We start from the raw sequence: 22613 nt of genomic DNA, 5'->3' as shown, positions 1-22613 counted from the left end.
GCGAAACACAGGCGAGGATTTGAGCGCCCAGCAGATCGCAGACGCCGCCGCAGAAGGCGATGAAGCGTGTCTGGCGAGCCTTGAGCGCCACGCCCAGCGCTTCGCCCGCGCGCTGGCCAGCGTGGTCAATATCGTTGATCCGCAAATGATCGTTCTGGGCGGCGGCCTGTCCAACCTGCCCGGTTTCGCGCGGCAGCTGGAAACGCATCTTCATCACTGGGCCTTCACCGATGAGCTGGTGACGCAGGTGCGCCCCGCCCTGCATGGCGACAGCTCCGGCGTACGCGGCGCCGCGTGGTTATGGCCATGACCGCGCCTGCAACCTCTCAGAGCTATTGCCGCAGCTGCCTCAATCCCGCCGCGCCCGGCGCGCAATGCCGGTCATGCGGCGGCGGGCCGGTGCTCAGCCATCCAGAGCTTGACGCCCTGTCGATCGCGCATATCGATTGCGACGCCTTTTTCGCCTCGGTGGAAAAGCGCGACAATCCCGAGCTTGAAGACCAGCCGGTGATCATTGGCGGCGGCCAGCGCGGCGTGGTGTCCACCGCCTGCTATATCGCGCGTCTGTATGGCGTGCGCTCGGCCATGCCCATGTTCAAGGCGCTCAAGGCCTGCCCGGACGCGGTCGTGGTCCGCCCGCGCATGGCGGTCTACGCCGCAGACGGCAAGCGCATCCGCGCCATGATGGAGGATGTCACCCCGCTGGTGGAGCCGCTCTCCATCGACGAAGCCTTTCTGGACCTCTCAGGCACTGACAAACTGCACGGCGCCTCGCCTGCGCAGACCTTGCTGAGGCTGCAGCGCCGCATTCTGAATGAGGTGGGCGTCACGGTTTCAGTGGGGCTCAGCTTTAACAAGTTCCTCGCCAAGACCGCCTCCGATCTCGACAAACCCAACGGCTTCTCGGTGCTGGGCCGGCAGGACGCGACCGCCTTTCTGGCGCAGATGAAAGTGGGTGATGTCTATGGCGTCGGGCCGGTTCTGGGCAAGAAACTCAATGCGGATGGGCTTTACACCCTGTCTGACGTGCTCAAACGTTCGGAAGGCGACCTGGCGCGCAAATATGGCGAGTCCGGATTGCGCCTCGCCCGACTGGCGCGCGGAGAGGATACGCGCAAGGTCAGCCCGGCGCGCGAGCGTAAATCAGTCTCGGCGGAGACAACGTTCAATGACGACGTGTCTGACAAGGCGGTTCTCAAAGACCGGCTCTGGCCGCTGTGCGTGAAGGTCGCCGACCGGATGAAAGCCCAGGGCGTGGCGGGGCGCGTGGTGACCCTGAAAATCAAGACCGACCGCTTCAAGACGATCACCCGGCGGCGCACCCTGACCGACGCGGCCCAGCTCGCGGACACGCTCTATCGCATCAGTTCTGACATGCTGGACAAGGAACCTGAAGGCGTACGCTACCGCCTGATCGGCGCAGGATATTCGGTGCTGGAGACCGCGATCGCGGATGCGGGCGATCTGCTGGACCCCAATGCGCTCAAACGCGCTGCGGCGGAACGCGCCATGGACGCCGCTCGCGCGAAATTCGGCGACGCCGCCATCATCAAGGGCCGCATGTTGAAGAAGGACCGCGATTAGTCTCGGCGTTGCGCCAGATCCGCATCCAGAGACAACCAGCGAAACACTTGCGGCCAGAACACATCCGCCATTTTCGAGCGGAACAGCCCGTCATGGCCCAGGGTGCCGAGTCCGGTATCCTCATGGCGCACCAGCTTCATCTCGGTCGGCGCATTTTCATATCGCTCCAGCAGCCAGCGCACGGTCTGGGGATTGGCGATCGGGTCATCATCCGGCGTCCAGGCGCGCACCGGTGCCGTAAAGCCTTCATAGCGCGAGGTCAGGCCCAGCTCGGCGATGGCGTCCCGGAAGCATTCAGGGTTCACCCCAAACTCGCGCCAGTCTGCGAAAACACGCGGCGGCAGCGGTTCGCCCCGCCAGAGCACGCCCTTGGGAATATGCCCGCGCAGCAACAGATAAGCCGGACCGAACAGGCGCCAGAACGCCCAGGCGAAATATTTCAGCGGCGCGGACTGATCCCCCCAATACCCTGACGAGGCCGAGAGCATGGCCAGTCGGCGCACCGGCAGCGCCGGATCGATCAAGGCTGCGAATTGTCCGCCGATGGAATGGCCGACAATATCCAGCGGCAAGCCGGGAAAGGCCTGACAGGCGGCCTCCGCAGCGGCGGGAATGTCATAGACCGCCCAGTCGAGCATGCGGGCGGTTTCGCGCCTGGGATGGCAGCGCGCGGAGTCTCCCTGTCCGCGATAGTCAAACGTCAACACCGCCCAGCCGTTCTCTGCGGCGGCTTGAGCGAAAGGCGCATAAAAGTCCCTGCGATAGCCCGTGGCTGGGTTCACCACCATGACGGCGCGCGGGTCATCGGGCACGGTGAAACAGGCCGACAGCAATTTGCCGTCCGCCGTCCGCAACCGGACCGGTCTGAGACTTGTCATGCTGGCTGCGTCGCGCGCCATGTGTTCACCTTGTCGCCAATGCGCACCATGCAGGCCGGCCCCACTGAATTCAACCCGCCCGCCTCATTGCCAGACCGGGCCTCAAGCGCCTAACTGACAGTCTGATTTCCCCAACGGAGCGCCCCACATGGCTGATATCGAATCCCGGCTGAAAGACTTGGGTCTGACCCTGCCTGAAGCCGCCGCCCCTGTCGCCAATTACGTCCCCTACGCCCAGAGCGGACAGACCGTGCATATTTCCGGACAGATCTCTCTGGGCCCGGACGGCCTGGTGACCGGGCGGCTCGGCGACGGCGTCTCGCTGGAAGACGGCCAGGCGGCGGCGCGACTGTGTGCGCTGAACCTGATCGCGCAGATCAAGGCGGCCTGCGGCGGCGATCTGGGTAAGGTCAAACGCATCGTCAAGCTGGGTGGTTTCGTCAACGCGCATCCTGACTTTTACGACATTCCCAAAGTCATCAATGGCGCGTCCGACCTGATGGTCGAGGTGTTCGGCGACGCCGGACGGCACGCACGGTCCGCCGTGGGCGTTGCGGTCTTGCCGTTGAACGCTGCGGTCGAAGTGGACGCCGTCGTCGAGATCGCGTGATACGGCTCGAAGATCAGTCCACGCGGCCCTATATCCTGGCTCAGCTGAGACGTCTGGACGGGGCATGACCGACATCACCGTGCGCATGATCAGCCGGATGGCGCAGATTGATCCCGCAAGTTGGGATGCCTGCGCCAATCCGGCGGGTCAGCCTTATGACCCGTTTCTGAGCTGGGATTTTCTCGACGCGCTGGAAACCTCCGGCAGCGCTGTTGAAGAGACCGGCTGGGGGCCGCGTCATCTGATCGCCGAAGATCAGGCCGGTCAGGTCATCGGCGTGCTGCCGCTCTATCTCAAAGGCCATTCCTACGGCGAATACGTCTTCGACCATGCCTGGGCGGATGCGCTGGAGCGGGCGGGCGGACAGTATTATCCCAAGCTGCTGACCGGCGTGCCGTTCACACCAGCGACAGGTCGGCGCGTTCTCTCAAATGATCCCGCTGTCCGTCAGGCGCTGATCAACGCCGCCCGTCACGCCGCGCGAGAGCTGGGCGTCTCGAGCTGGCATGTGCTCTTCCCCGATCCGCAGACCCACTCTGAATTGACAGAAGCGGGTTTGCTCGCACGGCAGGACATCCAGTTCATCTGGGAGGATGACGGGTATGGCGATTATGAGGGCTTCCTCGCCGCCCTCTCCTCTCGCAAGCGCAAGGCGCTACGCAAGGAACGCAAGGCGGCGCAGTCGGGCGTCGTGATCGAACCGCTCACCGGCGAGGCGCTGACCGAGCATCATTGGGACGTGTTCTTCGCCTGTTATCAGGACACGGGAGAGCGAAAATGGGGCACGCCCTATCTCAATCGTGAGTTCTTCGCCCTGATCCACGAACGGATGGCGGACAAGGTCTTGCTGGTGATGGCGAAAGACGGCGACCAGTATATCGCCGCCGCCCTGAACTTCATCGGCTCTGACACGCTCTATGGCCGGTATTGGGGCGCGCTCGCCTTCTCAGACCAGCTTCATTTCGAGCTCTGTTATCATCAGGCGATCGACTATGCGCTGAGCTGCGGGCTCAAACGCGTCGAGGCCGGCGCCCAGGGCGGCCACAAGCTGGCGCGCGGCTACCGGCCCCAACTGGTCTATTCCGCCCATGACATCCTGCATGAAGGCCTGAGCGGCGCGGTGGACCGTTTCCTGCGCTCGGAACGCCGGGCGGTGGAAACCGAACGCCTGGCGCTGGATGCGGAGTCTCCCTATCGCAAGGACGGTTAGCCCTTGGACCCGCTGAAGGTCTGGTCTAGGACTTCTGGGACTTAAAGCTGAGCAGGAGCGCGATCCATGAGCCTTCACGGGACCTATGACGACCAGAACATCTTCGCCAAGATCCTGCGCGGGGAAGCGCCGTGCGTGAAGCTCTATGAAGACGAGCACGTGCTGTCCTTCATGGATATTTTCCCGCAAAGCAAAGGCCACACGCTGGTGATCCCCAAGGAAGCCGCGCGCAATCTGCTGGAAATGTCAGACGCCGGCGCCGCCGAGGCGATCAAGCGCGTCAAGAAAGTCGCGAAAGCCGTTGAAAGCGCGCTCAAGCCTGACGGCGTCACCATCGCCCAGTTCAACGGCGCGCCGGCGGGCCAGACCGTCTACCACATCCATTTTCACATCATTCCCCGCTGGGACGGCCAGGACATCGCCGGCCATGGCAGCGCTGGACAGGCGGACATGGATGAGCTGAATGCGCTGGCGGACAAGATCAAGGCCGCGCTCTAGGCCTTATCCGCACCAGACGCCCGGCATGTCATAGGGACCATGCCGGGCCGCAGGCGCCCCCTCTGGATCACGCTCCAGAATTTCAAACTCCGCCGTATCCACCGGCAGGATCGCGTCGGCGTCTTCAAGCGGCTCATCACCCAGCCCGGCGCTGGTCCGCGGTCCCAGAACGCCGCTTTCATCCACCGTTTCATGGCCGCCGCTGCTCCAGCGCGGATCAAACGGGTAGGTGCGCGCCATGACCTCGCCCTGGCAATCATAGGCGATCCACTCAAGCCGCGAATGCGGCGCGCCCATATCGTCTTCGACATAAAAACGCCGACCGCCGAACGCCTCCACAAGCGCGGGCTCTTGCGTGAAATCGACCGCCACCACACGGCCCGTAACCGCGCTATCAGACGCCGGATGAGCCAACATGGCCGTCAGCACGCTTGCGGTCGTTAAGAGGCTCATCTGAATTCTCCCAGTCTGATCAGCGGTCAATCACTCCAGGATGCAAGCCATGCATAACCTTGGCTTCACGCTCAAGACCAATCGCCCTAGCGTGGAAAAAATTTTCCAATTGAGATTTGACGCATGACCTCCGCCTTCTCGCTCGCAGCCAACTCCACCGCAGCCCTGTTTCCGCGCACCTTCAAGGCGTCCGTGGCCCGTCAGTTCACGCGTCCGCGGGTGAAGCAGCAAACCGATCGCGGTCGGGACTGGCTGGAGAGCCTGGACAAACAAACCTTCACCGGGCCTCAGGGCGAACAGCGGGTCTATCGCGGCGGCGACGGGCCGCTGGTGTTCTTCCAGCATGGCTGGGAGGCAGACAGCGCGGATCTCTCGACGCTGGGGCAAGCGGTGATGGAGGCCGGCTTTTCTGTCGCCATGATCGACGGGCCGGCCCACGGCCAGAGCGAAGGCCGTAAAGCCCATATCCTGCTCTTCGCCGAAGGCCTCGGCGCGGCGGCCGCCCAGCTGGGTCAGCCCCATGCCATACTAGCCCATTCCATGGGCTTACCCGCGACCGTCCTCGCCAAGGCGCGTCACGGGCTGGATCCGGGCCGCGTGATCGGGCTGGGAGCGCCAGACGCCCTGCCCCGCAATGTGGAGTTTCAAAGCCAGGCGATGGGGCTGTCAAAACGCGCCATCCGCCTGATGCTCGAGTCAGTCAGCGAGCAGTTTGGCGAACCCGCGACCAATCTCGACATCAGTCTGGACGCGCCGAATTTTGACACCCCCGCCCTGATCCTGCACGGCGCCAATGACCAGATCGCCCCGCCCGAAGCCGCCGAGCGCATCGCCGCCTCATGGCCAGGCGCCCAATGGGAAGTCTTTGACGGCATCGGCCATCGCGGCGTGTTGCGCGATGACCGAGTGGTCGAGAAAGTGCTGGCGTTCCTGGGCTAGAGGTGTGGCCCCCACATGATCAGCGTCGCGCCGACTGCGCCGAGCGCTGTGACGCCCGCCCCTGCGAAGGTGATGATTGCGCTGGTCCATTTCAGAGACGCAGACCGGCTGGCCTGAGCCAGGAGATACAGCTCAAGCACGGCCAGAGGCAGCAGGTAGGACGCGAAATTCACGGTATAGTCGAACCAGCCGTCCATGCCGCGCGAGACGCCCACCGCCCCAACGCTCAGAAACCAGGCGCTGTAGAAAATCCGCAGATACCACACCGCGCTGGCGGCGATGAACAGACGCATCGCCCAGGGCCGGTGACGGGCGATCTGTCGCTTGAGCGCAAAATTAAGCGTCATGCCGGCGAAAAACAGGATCAGCAGCCCATCCAGCGTGGTCGACAAACCCGTCAGATCACTGATCCGCGAGCCCCGCATCCAGATCATCCAGATCCCGCCAAGCGCCAGATAGACCGCCAGCGCCAAAAACACGCGGCCGCTCATCCGATGAAGCCTTGGCGCCCAATTGCGCAAGGGCGCCGTGAGCTGCATCAGCCCCGCCAGCGTCATGATCGCAGCGAGCAGGACATGGGTGATGAACATCAGATTGCCGAAGCCGTCGCCCGGCACATGCCCGGTGATCAGACCGGTCTCGTCCCAGCGTTCGAACTGGCCGCCAATCGTCCTGGGGATATAAGCCACCAAAATATAATAGATGAACATCAACTGTCCGGCTGCGGCGGTCAGGAACCAGAGCTTGCCGGACAGGCTTTGCACGGTCGTCGCCAGCTTGACCGGCGCGCGTGCGGTTACAGGGGGGACCAGGGTTTGCGTCATCGAACCAACTCCTAACGTCGCCCGATCTTTGCGCCGGGCCGATAAGAGCGATTTGCTGAAATGAAGGCCTTTCGGTCTTGCCGATTTGCATTTCGGCCAGAAAAAGTCGCAGATGGAGGACAGAATTCGTCGCTACCGACGTCACGTGGACCATCGCCATGCTCGCTTTCGGCCTGGGCCTGAAACTTTTTTGCGCTGTCTGGGCGCTCGCCTGGGCGGGCTGGGTGCTGGTGCGTGGCCAGCGCACCGAGCTTCATCTGAGCTGGGGCGTGTTCACCCTGTGCATGGGCGCCTTGCTGGTCGCTGAAGGTCTGGGCGACTCGCTGGGGTCGGCGCGCCTCTGGCTGCTGATGCTCAGCGGCGGAACCTGCTCAGTGTTCTGGCTGTTCACCCGCGCCCTGTTTCGCAAGAGCGCCGCCATCGGCCCGTTCGAACTGATGCTGGTCGCCGGGATCATCGCCCCGTCTATGATCAAACCGGTTTTGATCGTCTCTGGCTTTAACGCGCCGATTGAGAGTCTTGTGAATGCCCAAACCATGCTCAGCTCGACGGCCTTGATGCTGTCGGTCTGGGAAGCCGCGCGCAACTGGCCGAGCGCCGAGCACCTGAATGAGCGACGCCTGCGCATTGGATATCTGACCGTGTTCGTCTCCGGGGTGTTTCTGTGCGCGATTGTGTTCAACACCGGCGCGCCGATTTCCCCTCAACTGGTCACGTTGATTCAAGCCTTGTGCGCAACCGCGATTCTCGCCGTCGGCAGCGTCGCAATTATCTACAGGCGCGCTCACCCCGCACCCGATTGGCGGCCTGCGCCAGAGGCGACCGAGACTGACACGCAACTGGGCCAGCGTCTGATCCGTCTGATTGAGCGTGAGCAGATGTATCTGGATCCCGATTTGAACTTGCGACATCTGGCGCAGGCTCTGGGGGAGCCGCCCAACAAGGTCAGCCGCGCCATTACCGCCGGTCTGAAAGCCGCCAATGTGAACCAGTTGATCAATGCGCGCCGGATCGCGCATGCCCAAAGCTTGCTGCGGGATCCGGATCGGGATTCGCTGACCATTCTTCAGATTGCGCTTGAAAGCGGTTTCAATTCGATCGGCCCGTTCAACCGGGCCTTCAAGGCGATCACCGATCAAACCCCACGCGAGTATCGGCGGGACCGGACCACAGCAGCGCAAGGATTAGCGGCCGAGTAAGCGAGCGCGGCTAGCGCATCTCCACGCCGAGGGCTGCAAACGCCTGCTCAAGCGCCAGATCCTCGCCGTTCGGGCCGCGCCTGTCCGCGCTGTCGAGCACGATGTCGGCGCGATAGGCTTCGCGCGGCGTGCCGTCCACATGATACAGCGTTTCGGTCGGCAGCTTCACCGTCCAGCCGGTTTGCGGCAGGTCATAGTCGTAAATCGCCCCCAGTAGCCCTGCCATCGGTGCGGCGATCGTCACGGCGTCCGCGACGGCGTCAAGGCCCAAGGTCAAGCCTTCGCCCATGGACCCGGTCCAGCGCCCCGCCAGCACCACAACCGGAACGCCCAACAGGCTGTCGCCGCGCGGCAGGACCTCTTCGACCCATTGCCGGGCGACGCCGGTGTCGCGCTCGATCTGGGGCAAGGCATGACGTTGATAGGGTTTGGTCTCATCCACCAGGCGCCCCATCAGGGCGCGGGCGTAGAGCGTATCGCCGCCGCTCGGGGTGTCGCGCAGATCGATGATTAACCCATCCGGGCGTGGGCCGGACAAGGCCTCATCAATGGCGGCGATCAGCCCCTCATCGCCCAGCGAGTCGTTAAACCGCAGCACGCGCACGCCGTCACGATCTGTGACGTTGATCAGGGGGCGTTCCGGTGTCTCGACCTGATAGAGATTGGGCAAGGTCAGCGCTTGCGTCTGGCCCTCAGCGTCAAAAAAGACGAATTCGCGCGCCTGATCGCGCGGTCCCGCCGCGAGCACGCGGGCGGCGAAGCCTTTTGCGGCGTCAGTCTCGAAAGGGCCGCCACAGAGGCCTGTGACCGCCTCATTGATCGGCAAACCCGCGACAGAGCTGATGCGCCATCCTGGCTCAACGCCGGCGACCTGGGCCGGAGAGCCGGCGCGCACATCGGTGACCACATAGGCGCCCTCGCGCACCTCGACCCAGAGATCATTATAGCTGGGCGTCAGCCCGTAAGAGCGCGGCGAAGAGACGCCCAGAATGGCGTGATGGTCTTGCAGCGCGTTCACCGCGCATTCCGCAAACCGTAACAGACTGGCCGCATCGGTGACGCTGTCAGGCTCGACGCCCTGCGCGCCGCGCGCCGGGTTTCGCCCGTCAAAGCGGTGCGCATAGGCGTACTCAGCATCGATCAGCTCCAGCAGATAAATTGCGTCTGCGCGATAATCGGGCGTTTGCGCAGACGCGCTCGCCCCCAGAAAAAACGCGCCGCTGAGAACCAGCGACGCGTTTTGAAAGCTCAGTAGCTTCACTTGACCGGCTCTTCGGTCTTTTTCTTTTTGCGCTTGGGTTTGGCGTCATTGAGACGGTCGCCCGGAATGATCTCGAAATCGAGACGTTCAGGATCCGCCGCATCCACATCCACCTTCACCACGCCGCCCTTTTTGAGCTGACCAAACAGGATCTCTTCCGCCAGCGGCTTCTTGATATGATCCTGGATGACCCGGCCCAGCGGACGGGCGCCGAACTTCTCGTCATAGCCGCGCTCGCCGAGCCAGCGATTGGCGGCCTCGGTCAGCTCGAACGTGACACCGCGATCGGCCAGTTGCGCCTCAAGCTGCAGGACGAACTTCTCGACCACGCGGCCGATCACGTCGAGTTTGAGCCCAGCGAATGGAATGATGGCGTCCAGACGGTTGCGGAATTCCGGCGTGAACAGACGCTCGATCGCGGCCTGGTCCTCGCCGTCGCGCTTGCCGCGGCCAAAGCCGATGGCTTCCTTGGCGGCGTCGGCGGCGCCCGCGTTCGAGGTCATGATCAGGATGACGTTGCGACAGTCCACGGACTTGCCGTTGGCGTCGGTCAGCTGACCATTATCCATCACCTGCAACAGGATGTTGAAGATGTCCGGGTGCGCCTTCTCGATCTCATCAAGCAGCAGCACCGAGTGCGGGTGCTGGTCGATGGCGTCCGTCAGCTGGCCGCCCTGATCATAGCCCACATAGCCCGGAGGCGCGCCCAGAAGGCGGCTCACCGTGTGACGTTCCATGTATTCGGACATGTCAAAGCGCAGCAGCTCCACGCCCAGCGTGTCCGCCAGCTGGCGGGCCACTTCGGTCTTGCCCACCCCGGTCGGGCCGGAGAACAGGTAAGAGCCGATGGGCTTGTTGGGTTCACGCAAGCCGGCGCGCGCCAGCTTGATGGCGCTCGCCAGCTTCTCGATGGCGTCGTCCTGGCCAAACACCACGCGCTTCAATGAGGTTTCAAGATCGCGCAGCACGGACTCATCGGACTTGGAGACCGACTTCGGAGGGATGCGGGCGATTTTGGCGACCACCGCCTCGATCTCTTTGACGCCGATCGTCTTCTTGCGTTTGGACTGCGGCACCAGACGCATGGAGGCGCCCGCCTCGTCGATCACGTCGATGGCTTTATCGGGCAGTTTCCGGTCGCCGATATAGCGGTCTGACAGCTCAACGGCGGTTTTCAGCGCCTCGGCGGTGAAGCGGATATCGTGGAAATCCTCGAAATAAGGCTTCAAACCCGCCAGAATTTTGATGGCGTCAGGAACAGACGGCTCTTTCACGTCGATCTTCTGGAAGCGACGCGCCAGGGCGCGGTCTTTCTCGAAATGCTGACGGTATTCCTTGTAGGTGGTCGAGCCCATGCAGCGCAGGCCGCCTTGTTGAAGGGCCGGCTTCAAAAGATTGGACGCATCCATCGCGCCGCCAGACGTGGCGCCGGCGCCGATGACTGTGTGGATCTCGTCGATGAAGAGCACCGCGTTCGGGCGCGCTTCGAGCGCCTTGACCACCTGTTTGACGCGCTCTTCAAAGTCGCCGCGATAGCGGGTGCCCGCCAGCAGAGCGCCCATGTCGAGCGAATAGATCGTGGCTTCCGCCAGAACCTCAGGCACCTGGTGCTCGACGATCTTGCGCGCCAGACCTTCAGCGATGGCGGTCTTGCCAACGCCGGGATCGCCCACCAGAAGCGGGTTGTTCTTGCGGCGACGGCACAGAACCTGAATGCAGCGCTCGACTTCATGCTCACGCCCGATCAGCGGATCGACGCCGCCCTCGCGAGCCTTTTCGTTCAGATCCACACAATAAGCCGACAGCGCGTCATCCTTCTCCTCGGCGCCCTCGCCCAGCTCGGCGGCGTCCTCGTCCGCGCCCCTGGCGGGTCGCGCTTCGGATTCGCCGGGCTTCTTGGAGATGCCGTGGGAGATGTAATTGACCGCGTCATAGCGGGTCATGTCGCGTTCAGCGAGGAAATAGGCGGCGTGGCTTTCACGCTCGGCGAAGAGCGCGACCAGCACGTTTGCGCCCGTCACTTCATCGCGACCGGAATTCTGGACGTGGATGACCGCGCGCTGGATGACGCGCTGGAAGCCGGCTGTGGGCTTGGCGTCCTCGCCATCGTCCACGATGAGACTCGCCAGTTCTTCGTCCACATACTCGTTGAGCGTGTCGCGAAGTTCGTCCACATCCACGTCGCAGGCGCGCATCACCGCGGACGCATCCACGTCTTCACACAGCGAGAGCAGCAGATGCTCCAGAGTTGCGTATTCGTGCTTGCGTTCGGTCGCGGCCGTCAGGGCGCGATGCAGGGAACGTTCGAGAGTGGGTGAGAAAGAGGGCAAGGCCTAATCCTTTTCCATCGTGCACTGTAACGGGTGCTGAGCACGGCGCGCAGCGTCCATGACCTGGGCCACCTTGGTTTCGGCGACCTCGTATGTGAAAACGCCACACACGCCGACTCCATGTTGGTGCACATGGAGCATGATGCGAGTCGCGTCTTCTTGCCCCTTGTGAAAAATACGCACCAGAACCTCGATGACGAACTCCATGGGGGTGTAGTCGTCATTGAGCAGCAAAACCTTGTACATCGACGGACGCTTGGTCCGAGCGCGCGGCTTTACTGTTACGCCGGTCTCCTGATCGGGCAGGTCTGGCTTGTTCGGCTCACTCATGGGCAGTCTGGCGTCTCGCTAGCGTTACGCCCCAGCTTGATCCGGTTTTTCAGCCGCGGCAATCAGTCTTGATATTAAATAAGCGCAGGAAGGTTACAGAGAACCCCCTCAACTGATCACAAGACAGTTCGCAGCCCAAATGTCCGTGGAAAGCGGACAAAAAAATGGTCCGACGCGGACGCCGGACCAGTCAGGGAGGACTTGGGGCCGGGCGACGCGTCGAGGCGACGCCCGGCGATAAGGTGCGCCTAGCGCTGGGACTGCATCAGTTCCAGGGCGGCGGAGAAGCGCTCGTTGATCGGCTTGAAGGAGTCCTTGAACAGGCTCGACATCAGGTCGGAACTCTTGTTCATCTCAGCCAGCAGAGCGTCCATGGACGACTTGGTGTAGTCGGACTGGATCTCGATCAGTTCCTGAACCGATTTCGCGCCAGCCATGGATTTGGCGGCGGTCATGCCGTCTTCCATGGTTTTCTTGGCGAAAGCCAGATTGGCGGCGTTCAGTTCTTCGATGGATTTGGCGGCGGTGGTGCTCGACGCGATCACGGCGTCAACGCTGTCCTTGTGGAACGCGCTGAATTCGTTCACCGCGTTCATGGACTTTTCAAAGCCGTCTTTCAGGGCTTCGTTGGACGCGGTGGTCATGGTTTCGATCGTGTCTTTGGCGGTGTTTTTGGTTGCGGTCATCGACTTGTCTCCAGAATATTTGCGCGGGGGCGAGGGTTTTCGGGCTTTGCTTTGACCCGTCGTCTTCTTGGCGGCCCGTTTCGCCGGCGCTTTCGCGACCGGTTTTGCGGGTAGAGCCGATTGCTTGGCCGGCTCGGCAGCAGCCACAGACTTCGCTTCCGATTGAGCCGCCTCGCCGGTTTTCGCTGTCTCAGCGTCCGTTTGAAGCGTCTCTGACGCAGTAGAATTCGGAGTCGCGTTCGCCATTTTGGGCTCCATGCGTTTCCTGTTGTGTTAGCAGGTGCAGCATATATGCCTCCTGATCAGCGCCTCGTCAAGCATTTATTGTGCGCTGCACAAAACGCCGCACCCCTGCACAGACAGAGAATCCGGCACAGTTAACGCTCGAGCAAGGGGTTAGCGGCGACACTGCCCCTATGGCACGCATTTTCCTCGTCTTGCTTTGCTTCAGCGCCGTCATCGCCCTCGCCCCCCGCGCCGAGGCGAGCGAGCGTTACGCCGCTTTCGTGGCGGATATGCAGACGGGTGAGATTCTGCACGCCCGGCGGGCGGATGCGTTACGGTATCCCGCCTCGCTGACCAAGATGATGACCCTCTACATGCTGTTTGACGCGCTGGAGCGCGGCGAGCTCGCCCTGGATGACCCGATCACTGCGTCGACTGAAGCCGCCAGCCGTCCGGCCTCCCGGCTGGGCCTGCAGGCGGGGCAGACGCTGACCGTAGAAACCGCGATCCGCGCCCTGATCATCCAGAGCGCCAATGACGTGGCGGTCGCCGTGGCTGAACATCTGGAGGGCGACGAAGCCCAATTCGCCGCAGTGATGACAGCGCGCGCCCGAGAGCTGGGCATGGCGAACACCGTGTTTCGCAACGCATCGGGACTGCCCGATGCGCGACAGCAGACCACGGCGCGCGACATCGCCCGCCTGGCCTATGCGCTTCACCGTGATTTTCCTCAGTATTACGCTTACTTCAGCGAGACCCGGTTCCGATGGAACGGCGTCACCCATCGCACCCACAATACGCTGGTGGGCGACCAACCCGGCGTGGACGGCCTGAAAACCGGCTATATCCGCGCTTCAGGTTTTAATCTCGCCGCCAGCGCCGAGCGTGACGGTCATCGCATCATCGCCGTGGTGATGGGCGGGGCCTCCGCCTCTGTGCGCGACGCTCATGCGCGCGAACTGATCGAAGCCGCCTATTCCGCCATCAACGCCCGCTCCGAAAGCCGGATGCTGGCGGCGTTGAACATGCCGCGGCTCAATCCCGTGCGTGAGCAAGAGATTCTGACCGCCGAACTCACCACGCTCCCCGCCCAGACGGCGCAGGGCTCGGCGCCTGGCGTCCCGGCGGCGCGGGTCGAGCTTGAGCCGCTCGACGGTCTGCGCACCTTCAGCGCGCCTGAAACGCCTTCAGGCTGGGCCGTGCAGGTTGGCGCCTACACGTCACAAGCCGCCGCTTCCGCTCGCCTTGAAAGCGTTGCGATGATGGGACTGCATACCTTGCTGGGCGATGCGCAAGCGCGTGTGGAGCCGATGCAGCGCAATGGCCGCCAGCTCTGGCGGGCGCGCTATGCCGGCCTTGACGGCTCTCGCGCGCAATCCATCTGCCAGCGCCTGGAAGCGAGCGGCGAATCCTGCTTCGCCGTCCCCCCGGCCGCTTAATCGCCAAGCAGAACGTCGCGCGCTTCCTGAACCTTGGCGGCGAGCGCATCTGTACCGCCCTGATCGGGATGGACCTTCTTCATCATGGCGCGGTGCGCCTTGCGGATAGCCTCTTCGTCCGCATCGGCCTCGACGCCCAGAATGGCGCGCGCCTCCTCCACGCTCATGCCCGTTCGCGAGGGCGCGGAGCCTGTGTTGCCATGGCCATCGCCCTGGCCCGGCTTCCCGCCGCGCATGGCGACGCCCAGAAAGCCCAGGGACGCCCCGATCAGCGGCACGCCCGCCACCGCCAGGCCGCGCACGGTCAGCAAGGCCCCCAGCACAACACCGCCAATTCCCAGAACCCAACGCAGCAGCCGCGCCGCATCTTTCGACGGCAGGCGCGTCATCACCACGAGGAACACGATCGCCAGGGCCGCCAGCGCCAAAAGTCCGTAAAGGATCATCAATCGTCCTCAGATCACCATCAGAACGGAAACGGCTTTCCGCTCAGTCCGGGCAGTTTGAGCACGATCAGCAGCTCGCGCAATTCCTGGCGCGCGGCCACATGGCTCATGGTGAAGGTCATTGACGAGCCTGCCTCGGTCAGATCCAGCAAGGTCAATCCGGCCGGAAACAACTCGCGATAGATCACACGCTCGGAAAAGCCCGGCGCCAGGCGGAAGCCGACGCGCTCTGACAGGGCTTTCAGACCTTTGCCCACACGGCGCTTGTTGCGGGAATCCAGATTGGAGATGCGGTTGCGCATGACCAGCCAGTCTATGGATTTGCGCTCGCGCATGGCTTTGCGCTTGCGGCATTCCCAGACCATTTCGGAATAGACGCTGGGGCGGCCCACTTCAAAGCTGTCGCCGTCAATCTCCGCCAGCAAGGCGAAGTCTACAAAGCTGTCATTGATGGGCGTGATCAGCGTGTCGGCGCTGGCATGGGCGAGCCGGGCGTAATGCGTGTCGCCGCCGGGTGAATCCACAATGATGAAGTCACAGCCGCGTCTGAGCTGGCCCAGGGTTTCCTCCCAGGCGGCCCGTTCTTCGGATTCCACATCATCAAGAGAACGCGATTGAGAGATCGGCAAGCGCCCCTGGACCGGCATGGGCAGGGTGACGCCGCGGGCATCGGCCCACCGGCGGCGATTATCCAGATGTCGGGTCAGGCTGGCCTGGCGCAGGTCGAGATCGATCACGCCCACCGTTTGGCCCATGCGCATCAGAGCCACGGCCAGATGAATAGCGACGGTGGACTTGCCCGCGCCGCCCTTCTCATTTCCGACCACGATCACATGCGCGCCCTCAGCGGCGCGACCTGGTGACTCAACGGCGCCAGCAGACACGGTTACGACTCCCCAAACCCTTATTGCCTGCGGCGCTAGCACGCTCCGCAGATATTCGAAAGGTCTGTTATGGACCTAACCGGGCAGCGCTTCACCGGTAAAGTGCGTGGCCTGACACCAAAGCCCGGCCGCTTCCGCTTGCGCACACAGGGCCTGTGCTTCGGACCGGCTGTCAAAGGGGCCCGCTTTCAGGCGCAGGAACTCGCCCTGATCCAGTTGCACGCGCTCAACGCGCGGCTCTGTATCTGACAGGGACGGCAATTGCACGCCCAGTTGTCGCCAGCCGATCTCGGCGTTGCTCAACAGCCGGTAGGACGCCAGATGCGCCGCGTACAGAAGGCTTTGCGCGTCCTCAAGATCCGGCGCAGAGGCGAAAGACATCGACGGGGCCGCCGTTTGGGGCGTCATGGATGCGGTTTGCGGAGGAGCCAGCAGCGCGGCCCGCAAGGCCCCCATTTCGGCGCTGGCGGCCTCGACGCGGTCCGGATGACGGGCGGCTGTCTCTTCCAGAAGCTGCGCCAGTTCAAGCGCAGGCTGGGCGCGTCCCTCGATCGAGGGAGAGCCCATGCTGACACAGCCCATCAGACCCAGCGTCGCTATCATGATCAAGACCAAGCGCATGCTTTATTCCCTAAACCGAGTCGCACGCTTGCGAGACTGCCACGGCTAAGGCTAGCGTGCAGCCGCTATTTTCGCCCAGGAGGCCGCCGTGACACACGGTCCCGAACTCGCCCTGCCCGCCGCCTATTCCATCGCCGCTGTCAGAGACCAGGTCCGTCAATGGCGCGCCGAAGGTCTGCGCATCGGTTTCGTGCCGACCATGGGCGCCCTGCATGCAGGGCATCTGGCGCTTGTAAAGCAAGCGCTGGCCTCGGCGGATCGCGTCGTGGCGAGCGTATTCGTAAACCCGACCCAGTTCGCGCCTGGCGAGGATTTTGACGCCTATCCGCGGACGCTGGAACAGGATGCGGACAAGCTGGCGGAAACGGGCGCCCATCTGCTCTACGCGCCGGATGCGCGTGAAATGTATCCCGAGGGGTTTGTCACCAGCGTTTCGCTGACCGGCCCGTCGCATGGCATGGAAAGCGTGTCACGCCCGCATTTCTTCAACGGCGTCGCGACTGTGGTCTGCAAGCTGCTCAATCAGGTCCAGCCGGATGTGGCCGTGTTTGGGGAGAAGGACTACCAGCAGCTCATGGTGATCCGGCGCATGGTCACAGACCTCAACCTGCCCGTCGAGATCCAGGGCGGCGAGACCGTGCGCGAGGCCGACGGCCTCGCCCTCTCCTCGCGCAATGTCTATCTGAACGCCACCGAACGCGAACGCGCTGCGCGGCTGAATGTGATCTTGCGCGAATTCGCGGACGCGTTGTCGAGCGGTGCGAATGTGGCGGACGCCCAGCATCAGTCCCAGCTCAAGGCGCAATCGGCGTTTGACGGCGTGGATTATGTGGTGGCGCGTGACGCCGACAGCCTGGAAGCCTTGCCCTCAGGTCCGATTGACCGGGATGCGCGCGTGCTGGCGGCAGTGCGCGTGGGCAAGACGCGCCTGATCGACAATCGCCCAGCTCCGAAACAGTAGGCTACCAGGCGCCCAGCTCGATCAGCTTGAGACGTAGATCCTCTGGCAGGTCCTCGCCGCCCGCATGTTCTGTCAGGTCGGCAGGCGCATCTTCCGCTTTCAGATAGCGCCAGCCCTGAAACGCGCGCCGGGGCGACGGCGCCGTACGCACCAGCTTGTTCTCAAGCCAAATATTGCAGCGCTTGATCCCTTCGGAATCAGTGAACTCTTCCAGATCGAGCACGGTCTGGCGCACCTGGATCACGCGTTTGATCACCCAGTACAGAGAGCCTCCCGCCAGGATTTCATCCTTGCGCTTGGGCGTCATGCGCGTGGTGTGCTTGGTGGGCTGTCCGTCATGACGGTCGAGCCAGCCTTGCAGCTGCTCAACCGAGTCCACGCCCACGCACAATTTGACAAGATTCAGCGCCATACCGCCGAATTAGTGCGACTCCGCCGCCTCAACAACCGGTCCGCCTGCAGCCGGCGCAGCCCATTCAATGTCGAGAATCTCGATGGTCATGTTCTCGTCAAAGGACTGGAACGCCGCAGACCCGGCGATGTTGAAGTGCAAGCTCGCAAGCCGCGGGCCGTTCACCGCTTCGTCAAAGACGTAATCCTGCAGGAACTGGAAGCCGTCGATGCGAGCCGCGAAATTGGGCTTCACGCTCTCTTGGAGCCTGAGATGGAACGCCTGCACATGGCCGTTGGCCGCATTGACGTGAACTTCACCCTGCATCGCCTCGAGCATCCGCTGCTCGGTCCGGTCCGGCTCGCCCTCTGAATCCGGCATGGCGAGCGGCACGAAGCCATAGATCAGGCGACCGTCTTCTTCGCGCAGCAGGCTGACATCCTCGCCCATGATCCGGCGCAGCTCTTCAGGATCGAAATCCTCGGCGCTGAAGCCGCCCTCTTCGTCCGCGGTTTCATCTTCGTCGTCATCCAGAAGATCGTCCCACAGCTCCCGCTGGGCTTCATTGAGGGTGTCTTCCGGCGGCGCCAGCAGCGTGTAATCGCTGTCACCGGTCTCGGATTCGACCATACGCACCATGATGCGGTCGTTATTGACGCCAATGCGCATATCTATGCGCGCCGCCTCACGGTCATTGATCGGCGCGGAAAGCGCCTGCTCAAGCGGCTCAGGCAATTGGGCGAAGGCCGTGGCGGAAAACAACGCGGCGCAAGCGCCCAGCATCAGGCTGCGAACCATGGGGGCAAACCCTCTTCTCATCTCGGAAGCGACACTGTCGTCTTCCTAATGCGGCGAGACTAGGGCGGACACCTGACAAAACGCCTCGGGTCGCAGCGCCCGGGTCAGGCAGGGGCGCGATCGGTCAATCCATCCTTGCGGGCCAGGTCCACGTCGAACGTGGTTTCGCTCTTGGGCGCCGGGCGCGCTTGGGCGCCGAACGCGCCCTGATACGCCTTGAAGGCTTTTGACAGCCCCAGCTTGGCGTAAGCCTGCACGCCGCGGGTCGAGGCTGTACGCGGGGTCCAGCCGGCCTGACGCATGACGCCATTGGCGTGATAGACGCCGTTTTGAAGCGTGGATTGCGGCGTCACCATCTCGACAGTGATCGACACGTTCAGCCCTTCGAGATTCTCCACCCGGTGCGGCGAATGCAGCGGCCAGGACACGAATGCGCCCGGATCAAGGTCGATCTGGGCGGCCTGCGCGTCCCAGGACGGATCAAACGGCACGTCCTCGGTCTGGGTCTTGTGAAGGATCGCCTCCATGGACTGCTCATCCACGAACGGCGCGCGCGGCGGATAAATCCGGAAGCGCTTCTTACCCTTCACGTGCAGCAGCAGGGTCTCGGAGACGTCGGAATGGTAAAACACCTGGGCGCGCGGGCTGGAAATCAGAATGCCGCCATAGGCGCGCAGCGGGTTGAATCCCGGATTGAGACGCTTGAGCTGAGCGATCAACGCCTCGAAAATGGGCTTGTAGATCGCGTCCGTATCCATTGCCTGGCGCAGATTGATCCACAGCTTGCCAGCGCGGACGGCGTCAATCAGCTCACGGCCTTTCAGATCGCCGCCCTCTCCCGCTCGCCAGCTTTCGCGGTCGGTCGGGTCATCGCCCATGGTGCAAATATCTGTCAGGTCTTTGGGATGACGGTTCAGAAGCGCGGCCAGCGCCAGCTCGCTGAAGGCCGGATCCATATGAAGCCGATGGCGTGCAGTGACGACGCCAGCACGGAAATCCTTCCGCTTGTCTTCATTCCAGTCGATCAAAACAGGGTCGGTCATCACAAGGCTCCGTCGCAATCTGGGACGCCTTGACGTCCCTGATCACAAGCCGTGCATCAGATGGGCCAACCCCTAACCTGACGGCGTTATTCGTCCGTGAGAGTCACCAGGATCGCGCCATCGCCGACCTGATCGCCCTCTGCGGCATCCACGCTTTCCACCACGCCATCGCGCGGCGCAGACAGAGCGTGCTCCATCTTCATCGCTTCCAGCACGGCCAGGGTTTGCCCCTTTTTGACAGAGTCTCCGGCTTTGACCGGCACAGACAAGACCTTGCCGGGCATGGGCGCCTTGACCGCGCCGCCCGCCTCCAGCGCATCCGCCAGAGCCGCCGGGTTGAACAGGCTGATCAGATGCGTTTCACCCTGAGTGGCCACAAGCACGCCGCGATGGCGCGTCTCGACGCGCGCCGAAACAGTCCGGCCATCCAACCGGGCGTGCACCTGCTTATCGGTCAGGCACAGATCAGACAGCCCATGGCGCTGTTCGCCCAGCTGAGCGGCCACCCTGCCCCCCTCGGGCGATAGCGAAACAGGCAGACGTGTTTCATCAGCCTGAAACCCCAGCTCGATGAGCGCGTCCGAGTTGGCGCGGAAACCGTCCGCGACAGCCCAGGGGTCCGTGTTCGAGGTGAATGCGCCCGCCCCGTCCGTCAGGCTCAAAGCGGCGGCGATATAGCTGAACGCCGGCGGCGATTTGGGGGCCAGCTCTTCCAGTCTCGCGTCGATGAAGCGGGTATCCACCTCGCCGGCGCGGAAATCGGCATGGGTCAGGGCCCGGCGCAGGAAGCCGGCATTGGTCTTGACCGGATAGACGCGCACTTGCGTATCCAGCACATCCACCAGACGGTCGATCGCGTCCTCGCGCGTGTCGGCGAAGGTGATCAGCTTGGCGATCATCGGATCGTAATGCAGCGAGACTTCGCCGCCCTGACGCACGCCGGAATCGGTGCGCACGCCATTGGCGAGATCGGTGTCAGGCAGATCGAGATAATCCAGCGGCCCGATGGAGGGCAGGAAACCGGTGGCGGGGTCCTCGGCATAGAGCCGCGCTTCCATCGCCCAGCCCTTGAGATGGATCTGGTCCTGTTCCGGCACTGAGCCGCCTGACGCCACGCGCAATTGCAGCTCCACCAGGTCGGTGCCGGTCACGGCTTCGGTCACCGGGTGTTCGACCTGAAGACGGGTGTTCATCTCCATGAAGTAGAACCCGTCTTCGCGCAGCGGACCGGAGCCGTCGACGATGAACTCCACCGTGCCGGCGCCGACATAATCCACAGCCTGAGCCGCGCGCACCGCTGCTGAACACATGGCCGCACGCACATTCGGCGTCATGCCCGGCGCAGGGGCTTCCTCGATGACTTTCTGGTGACGGCGCTGCAGCGAGCAATCGCGCTCGAAGAAATGCACCACCCGTCCGCGAGAATCGCCGAACACCTGCACCTCGATATGGCGCGGGCTGGAGATGAATTTCTCGATCAGCACCCGGTCATCGCCAAAACTCGAGGCCGCTTCGCGTTTGCAGCTTTCCAGCGCTTCCAGAAAAGCGTCCGACGCCTCCACCTTGCGCATGCCCTTGCCGCCGCCGCCGGCGACCGCCTTGATCAGCACCGGATAGCCGATCTGATCGGCCTGGGTCTTGAGATGGTCGGGGTCTTGCTCCGCGCCGTGATAGCCCGGCGTCACGGGCACGCCCGCCTTCTCCATCAGCGCCTTGGCGCGGTCTTTCAGTCCCATCGCTTCGATGGCTTCCGGAGACGGCCCCACAAAGGTCACGCCCGCCTTGGCGCAGGCGCGGGCGAAGTCAGCGTTCTCAGACAGAAAGCCATAGCCGGGATGAATCGCGTCAGCGCCAGTTTTCTTCGCTGCAGCGAGAATCAGGTCTGCTTTCAGATAGCTCTCCCGCGCCGGCGCAGGCCCCAAAAGGACCGCTTCGTCGGCCAGACGCACATGGGGCGCGTCCGCATCGGCTTCGGAATAGACCGCGACAGTGGCGACGCCCAGCTTGTGTGCGGTGCGCATCACGCGGCAGGCGATTTCGCCCCGATTGGCGATCAGAAGCTTTTTCATCATGGGCTGGCATCCATTGCGGTGAAAGCTGTTGGCGCGGTTTTGGGGCAAGCCGTGCCTGTGTGCAAGCTTAGCTCTGTTTATCAGGACGTTCGGCGCCCCGGGTCAGCACCACCAGAACAAAGCTGATTTGCATCAACAAGAACCAGCTGCCCAGCTTGGCCAGCGACACCATTGTCCACTGATGCTCCTGGCCCGGATAGCTCCAGGCGCGCGCATAGGTGCCGATATTCTCGGCGAACCAGATAAACAGCGCCACCAGCACCAGCCCCAGCAATAACGGCATGAACCGATGCTTTCGGTCCGGCCGGAACCAGATCACGCACGGCCCGTAGATCAGCGCGCTGGCGGCGAACAGCGCCCAGCGCGTATCGATCACATAATGATGGCTGAAGAAGTTGATGTAGATGGCGAGCGCCAGCGCCGCCTGCGCCCAGACGGGCGGGAACCGGTCAAAGCGGAAGTCGAAAATGCGCCAGACCCGGGTCATGTAGCTGCCGACGCTGGCGTACATGAATCCCGAAAACAACGGCACGCCCCAGATGGCGAACAAAGCCTGATCCGCGCCGGGATAGACCCAGGAGCCCGCATGCACCTTGAAGACTTCCATCGCGGTGCCGACGACGTGAAAGACCGCGATGACGCGCACTTCCGCCCAGCTTTCGAGACGAAACGCAATCATGCCCAGCTGGATGGCCACCGCGCCCAACGTGATGACGTCAAACCGGTGCAGCGGCGCGCTATCAGGGTAAAACAGATAGACGCCAAGGATGAGCGCCAGCATGAGCCCGCCAAACAGGCAGGCCCAGCCCTGCTTGATCCCGAAGCTGAGAAACTCGAAGCCGGCGAGCGACCATGGCCCCCTCACCCAGCGGGCGCGCAAGGCCTCCCGCTCACGGTGAAACCAGGCTTCAAGCTCACGCAGACCCAAGCG

At 63.1% G+C, this 22613-nt stretch carries 24 protein-coding genes; 9 read left to right on the top strand and 15 right to left on the bottom strand.

Features of this window, described 5'->3' with window-relative positions; all coding sequences use genetic code 11:
- The coding region (locus tag B3M53_RS07690) for an ROK family protein (protein ID WP_286800036.1) at positions 1-310 on the top strand (310 nt) is incomplete at its 5' end.
- The gene (locus B3M53_RS07685) at positions 301-1584 is read left to right on the top strand and encodes a DNA polymerase IV (RefSeq protein WP_414690712.1); all 1284 of its coding nucleotides are present in this window, start codon (positions 301-303) and stop codon (positions 1582-1584) included. The genes B3M53_RS07690 and B3M53_RS07685, both read left to right, overlap by 10 nt.
- On the opposite strand, the gene B3M53_RS07680 is transcribed toward B3M53_RS07685, so the two are convergent.
- Positions 1581-2483 carry an alpha/beta fold hydrolase gene (locus B3M53_RS07680; protein WP_286800034.1) on the bottom strand — a complete coding sequence of 301 codons (903 nt, stop codon included), beginning with the start codon at positions 2481-2483 and terminating at the stop codon, positions 1581-1583. The genes B3M53_RS07685 and B3M53_RS07680 overlap by 4 nt on opposite strands.
- A 127-nt stretch (positions 2484-2610) precedes the next feature.
- Here B3M53_RS07680 and B3M53_RS07675 point away from each other — a divergent pair, with 127 nt between their 5' ends.
- From B3M53_RS07675 to B3M53_RS07665, 3 genes are all read left to right on the top strand, one after another.
- Positions 2611-3072 carry a RidA family protein gene (locus B3M53_RS07675; RefSeq protein ID WP_022702074.1) on the top strand — a complete coding sequence of 154 codons (462 nt, stop codon included), beginning with the start codon at positions 2611-2613 and terminating at the stop codon, positions 3070-3072.
- Between the two features lie 64 nt (positions 3073-3136).
- A complete protein-coding gene (locus tag B3M53_RS07670; RefSeq protein ID WP_273020472.1) occupies positions 3137-4282 on the top strand; it encodes a GNAT family N-acetyltransferase in 1146 nt (381 codons plus the stop codon).
- Between the two features lie 66 nt (positions 4283-4348).
- Complete coding sequence (locus tag B3M53_RS07665; RefSeq protein ID WP_273020470.1) at positions 4349-4780, top strand: HIT family protein; 432 nt, start codon at positions 4349-4351, stop codon at positions 4778-4780.
- 3 nt (positions 4781-4783) lie between these two features.
- Here the strand turns inward: B3M53_RS07665 and B3M53_RS07660 are convergent, their stop codons facing one another.
- Positions 4784-5233, bottom strand: coding sequence for a hypothetical protein (locus tag B3M53_RS07660; protein WP_273020468.1), 450 nt, complete (start codon positions 5231-5233; stop codon positions 4784-4786).
- Positions 5234-5356: 123 nt separating this feature from the next.
- Here B3M53_RS07660 and B3M53_RS07655 point away from each other — a divergent pair, with 123 nt between their 5' ends.
- A complete protein-coding gene (locus B3M53_RS07655; protein ID WP_273020466.1) occupies positions 5357-6172 on the top strand; it encodes an alpha/beta fold hydrolase in 816 nt (271 codons plus the stop codon).
- Here the strand turns inward: B3M53_RS07655 and B3M53_RS07650 are convergent.
- Positions 6169-6996, bottom strand: coding sequence for a DUF2306 domain-containing protein (locus B3M53_RS07650; protein WP_273020464.1), 828 nt, complete (start codon positions 6994-6996; stop codon positions 6169-6171). The two genes, B3M53_RS07655 and B3M53_RS07650, sit on opposite strands and share 4 nt — an antisense overlap.
- A gap of 158 nt (positions 6997-7154) precedes the next feature.
- Between B3M53_RS07650 and B3M53_RS07645 the strand changes: the two genes are divergently transcribed.
- Positions 7155-8195 (top strand): helix-turn-helix domain-containing protein, encoded by a 1041-nt coding sequence (locus B3M53_RS07645; protein WP_273020462.1) that lies wholly within the window; start codon positions 7155-7157, stop codon positions 8193-8195.
- Between the two features lie 10 nt (positions 8196-8205).
- Here B3M53_RS07645 and B3M53_RS07640 read toward each other — a convergent pair whose 3' ends face one another.
- From B3M53_RS07640 to B3M53_RS07625, 4 genes are all read right to left on the bottom strand, one after another.
- Entirely contained in the window at positions 8206-9456 is a 1251-nt protein-coding gene (locus B3M53_RS07640) for a S41 family peptidase (protein WP_273020460.1), read from the bottom strand.
- On the bottom strand, positions 9453-11786 hold the full coding sequence (gene clpA, locus B3M53_RS07635; RefSeq protein WP_022702068.1) for an ATP-dependent Clp protease ATP-binding subunit ClpA: 2334 nt from the start codon (positions 11784-11786) through the stop codon (positions 9453-9455). The genes B3M53_RS07640 and clpA overlap by 4 nt, the downstream gene beginning before the upstream one ends.
- Positions 11787-11789: 3 nt before the next feature.
- Positions 11790-12116 (bottom strand): ATP-dependent Clp protease adapter ClpS, encoded by a 327-nt coding sequence (clpS, locus tag B3M53_RS07630; RefSeq protein ID WP_107713385.1) that lies wholly within the window; start codon positions 12114-12116, stop codon positions 11790-11792.
- A 248-nt stretch (positions 12117-12364) separates the two neighbouring features.
- On the bottom strand, positions 12365-12802 hold the full coding sequence (locus B3M53_RS07625) for a phasin family protein (RefSeq protein WP_028284821.1): 438 nt from the start codon (positions 12800-12802) through the stop codon (positions 12365-12367).
- A gap of 416 nt (positions 12803-13218) precedes the next feature.
- Here B3M53_RS07625 and B3M53_RS07620 point away from each other — a divergent pair, with 416 nt between their 5' ends.
- The gene (locus B3M53_RS07620) at positions 13219-14466 is read left to right on the top strand and encodes a D-alanyl-D-alanine carboxypeptidase (RefSeq protein WP_022702065.1); all 1248 of its coding nucleotides are present in this window, start codon (positions 13219-13221) and stop codon (positions 14464-14466) included.
- On the opposite strand, the gene B3M53_RS07615 is transcribed toward B3M53_RS07620, so the two are convergent.
- From B3M53_RS07615 to B3M53_RS07605, 3 genes are all read right to left on the bottom strand, one after another.
- On the bottom strand, positions 14463-14912 hold the full coding sequence (locus B3M53_RS07615) for a DnaJ domain-containing protein (RefSeq protein ID WP_273020457.1): 450 nt from the start codon (positions 14910-14912) through the stop codon (positions 14463-14465). The genes B3M53_RS07620 and B3M53_RS07615 overlap by 4 nt on opposite strands.
- Positions 14913-14932: 20 nt before the next feature.
- On the bottom strand, positions 14933-15796 hold the full coding sequence (locus B3M53_RS07610; protein WP_028284820.1) for a division plane positioning ATPase MipZ: 864 nt from the start codon (positions 15794-15796) through the stop codon (positions 14933-14935).
- 75 nt (positions 15797-15871) lie between these two features.
- Entirely contained in the window at positions 15872-16417 is a 546-nt protein-coding gene (locus B3M53_RS07605; protein ID WP_273020456.1) for an SPOR domain-containing protein, read from the bottom strand.
- Between the two features lie 88 nt (positions 16418-16505).
- On the opposite strand from B3M53_RS07605, the gene panC reads away from it, so the two are divergent.
- Positions 16506-17378 carry a pantoate--beta-alanine ligase gene (gene panC / locus B3M53_RS07600; protein WP_273020455.1) on the top strand — a complete coding sequence of 291 codons (873 nt, stop codon included), beginning with the start codon at positions 16506-16508 and terminating at the stop codon, positions 17376-17378.
- 1 nt (position 17379) lies between these two features.
- On the opposite strand, the gene B3M53_RS07595 is transcribed toward panC, so the two are convergent.
- The 5 genes from B3M53_RS07595 to B3M53_RS07575 form a co-directional block, all read right to left on the bottom strand.
- On the bottom strand, positions 17380-17790 hold the full coding sequence (locus tag B3M53_RS07595; protein ID WP_022702060.1) for a DUF1489 family protein: 411 nt from the start codon (positions 17788-17790) through the stop codon (positions 17380-17382).
- Positions 17791-17799: 9 nt separating this feature from the next.
- The gene (locus B3M53_RS07590) at positions 17800-18567 is read right to left on the bottom strand and encodes a hypothetical protein (protein WP_022702059.1); all 768 of its coding nucleotides are present in this window, start codon (positions 18565-18567) and stop codon (positions 17800-17802) included.
- Between the two features lie 104 nt (positions 18568-18671).
- A complete protein-coding gene (locus tag B3M53_RS07585; RefSeq protein ID WP_273020453.1) occupies positions 18672-19610 on the bottom strand; it encodes a cupin-like domain-containing protein in 939 nt (312 codons plus the stop codon).
- Between the two features lie 86 nt (positions 19611-19696).
- The gene (locus B3M53_RS07580; protein WP_273020451.1) at positions 19697-21682 is read right to left on the bottom strand and encodes an acetyl/propionyl/methylcrotonyl-CoA carboxylase subunit alpha; all 1986 of its coding nucleotides are present in this window, start codon (positions 21680-21682) and stop codon (positions 19697-19699) included.
- A 67-nt stretch (positions 21683-21749) separates the two neighbouring features.
- Positions 21750-22610: a DUF817 domain-containing protein gene (locus B3M53_RS07575; protein ID WP_273020449.1), complete on the bottom strand. Its 861-nt coding sequence runs from the start codon at positions 22608-22610 to the stop codon at positions 21750-21752.
- Positions 22611-22613 lie beyond the last annotated feature (3 nt).

Source organism: Oceanicaulis sp. UBA2681 (assembly GCF_002354675.1).
GTDB classification, from domain to species: domain Bacteria; phylum Pseudomonadota; class Alphaproteobacteria; order Caulobacterales; family Maricaulaceae; genus Oceanicaulis; species Oceanicaulis alexandrii.
The sequence above is the reverse complement of the archived record's forward strand: the minus strand, read 5'-3'. Positions and strand labels throughout refer to the sequence as shown.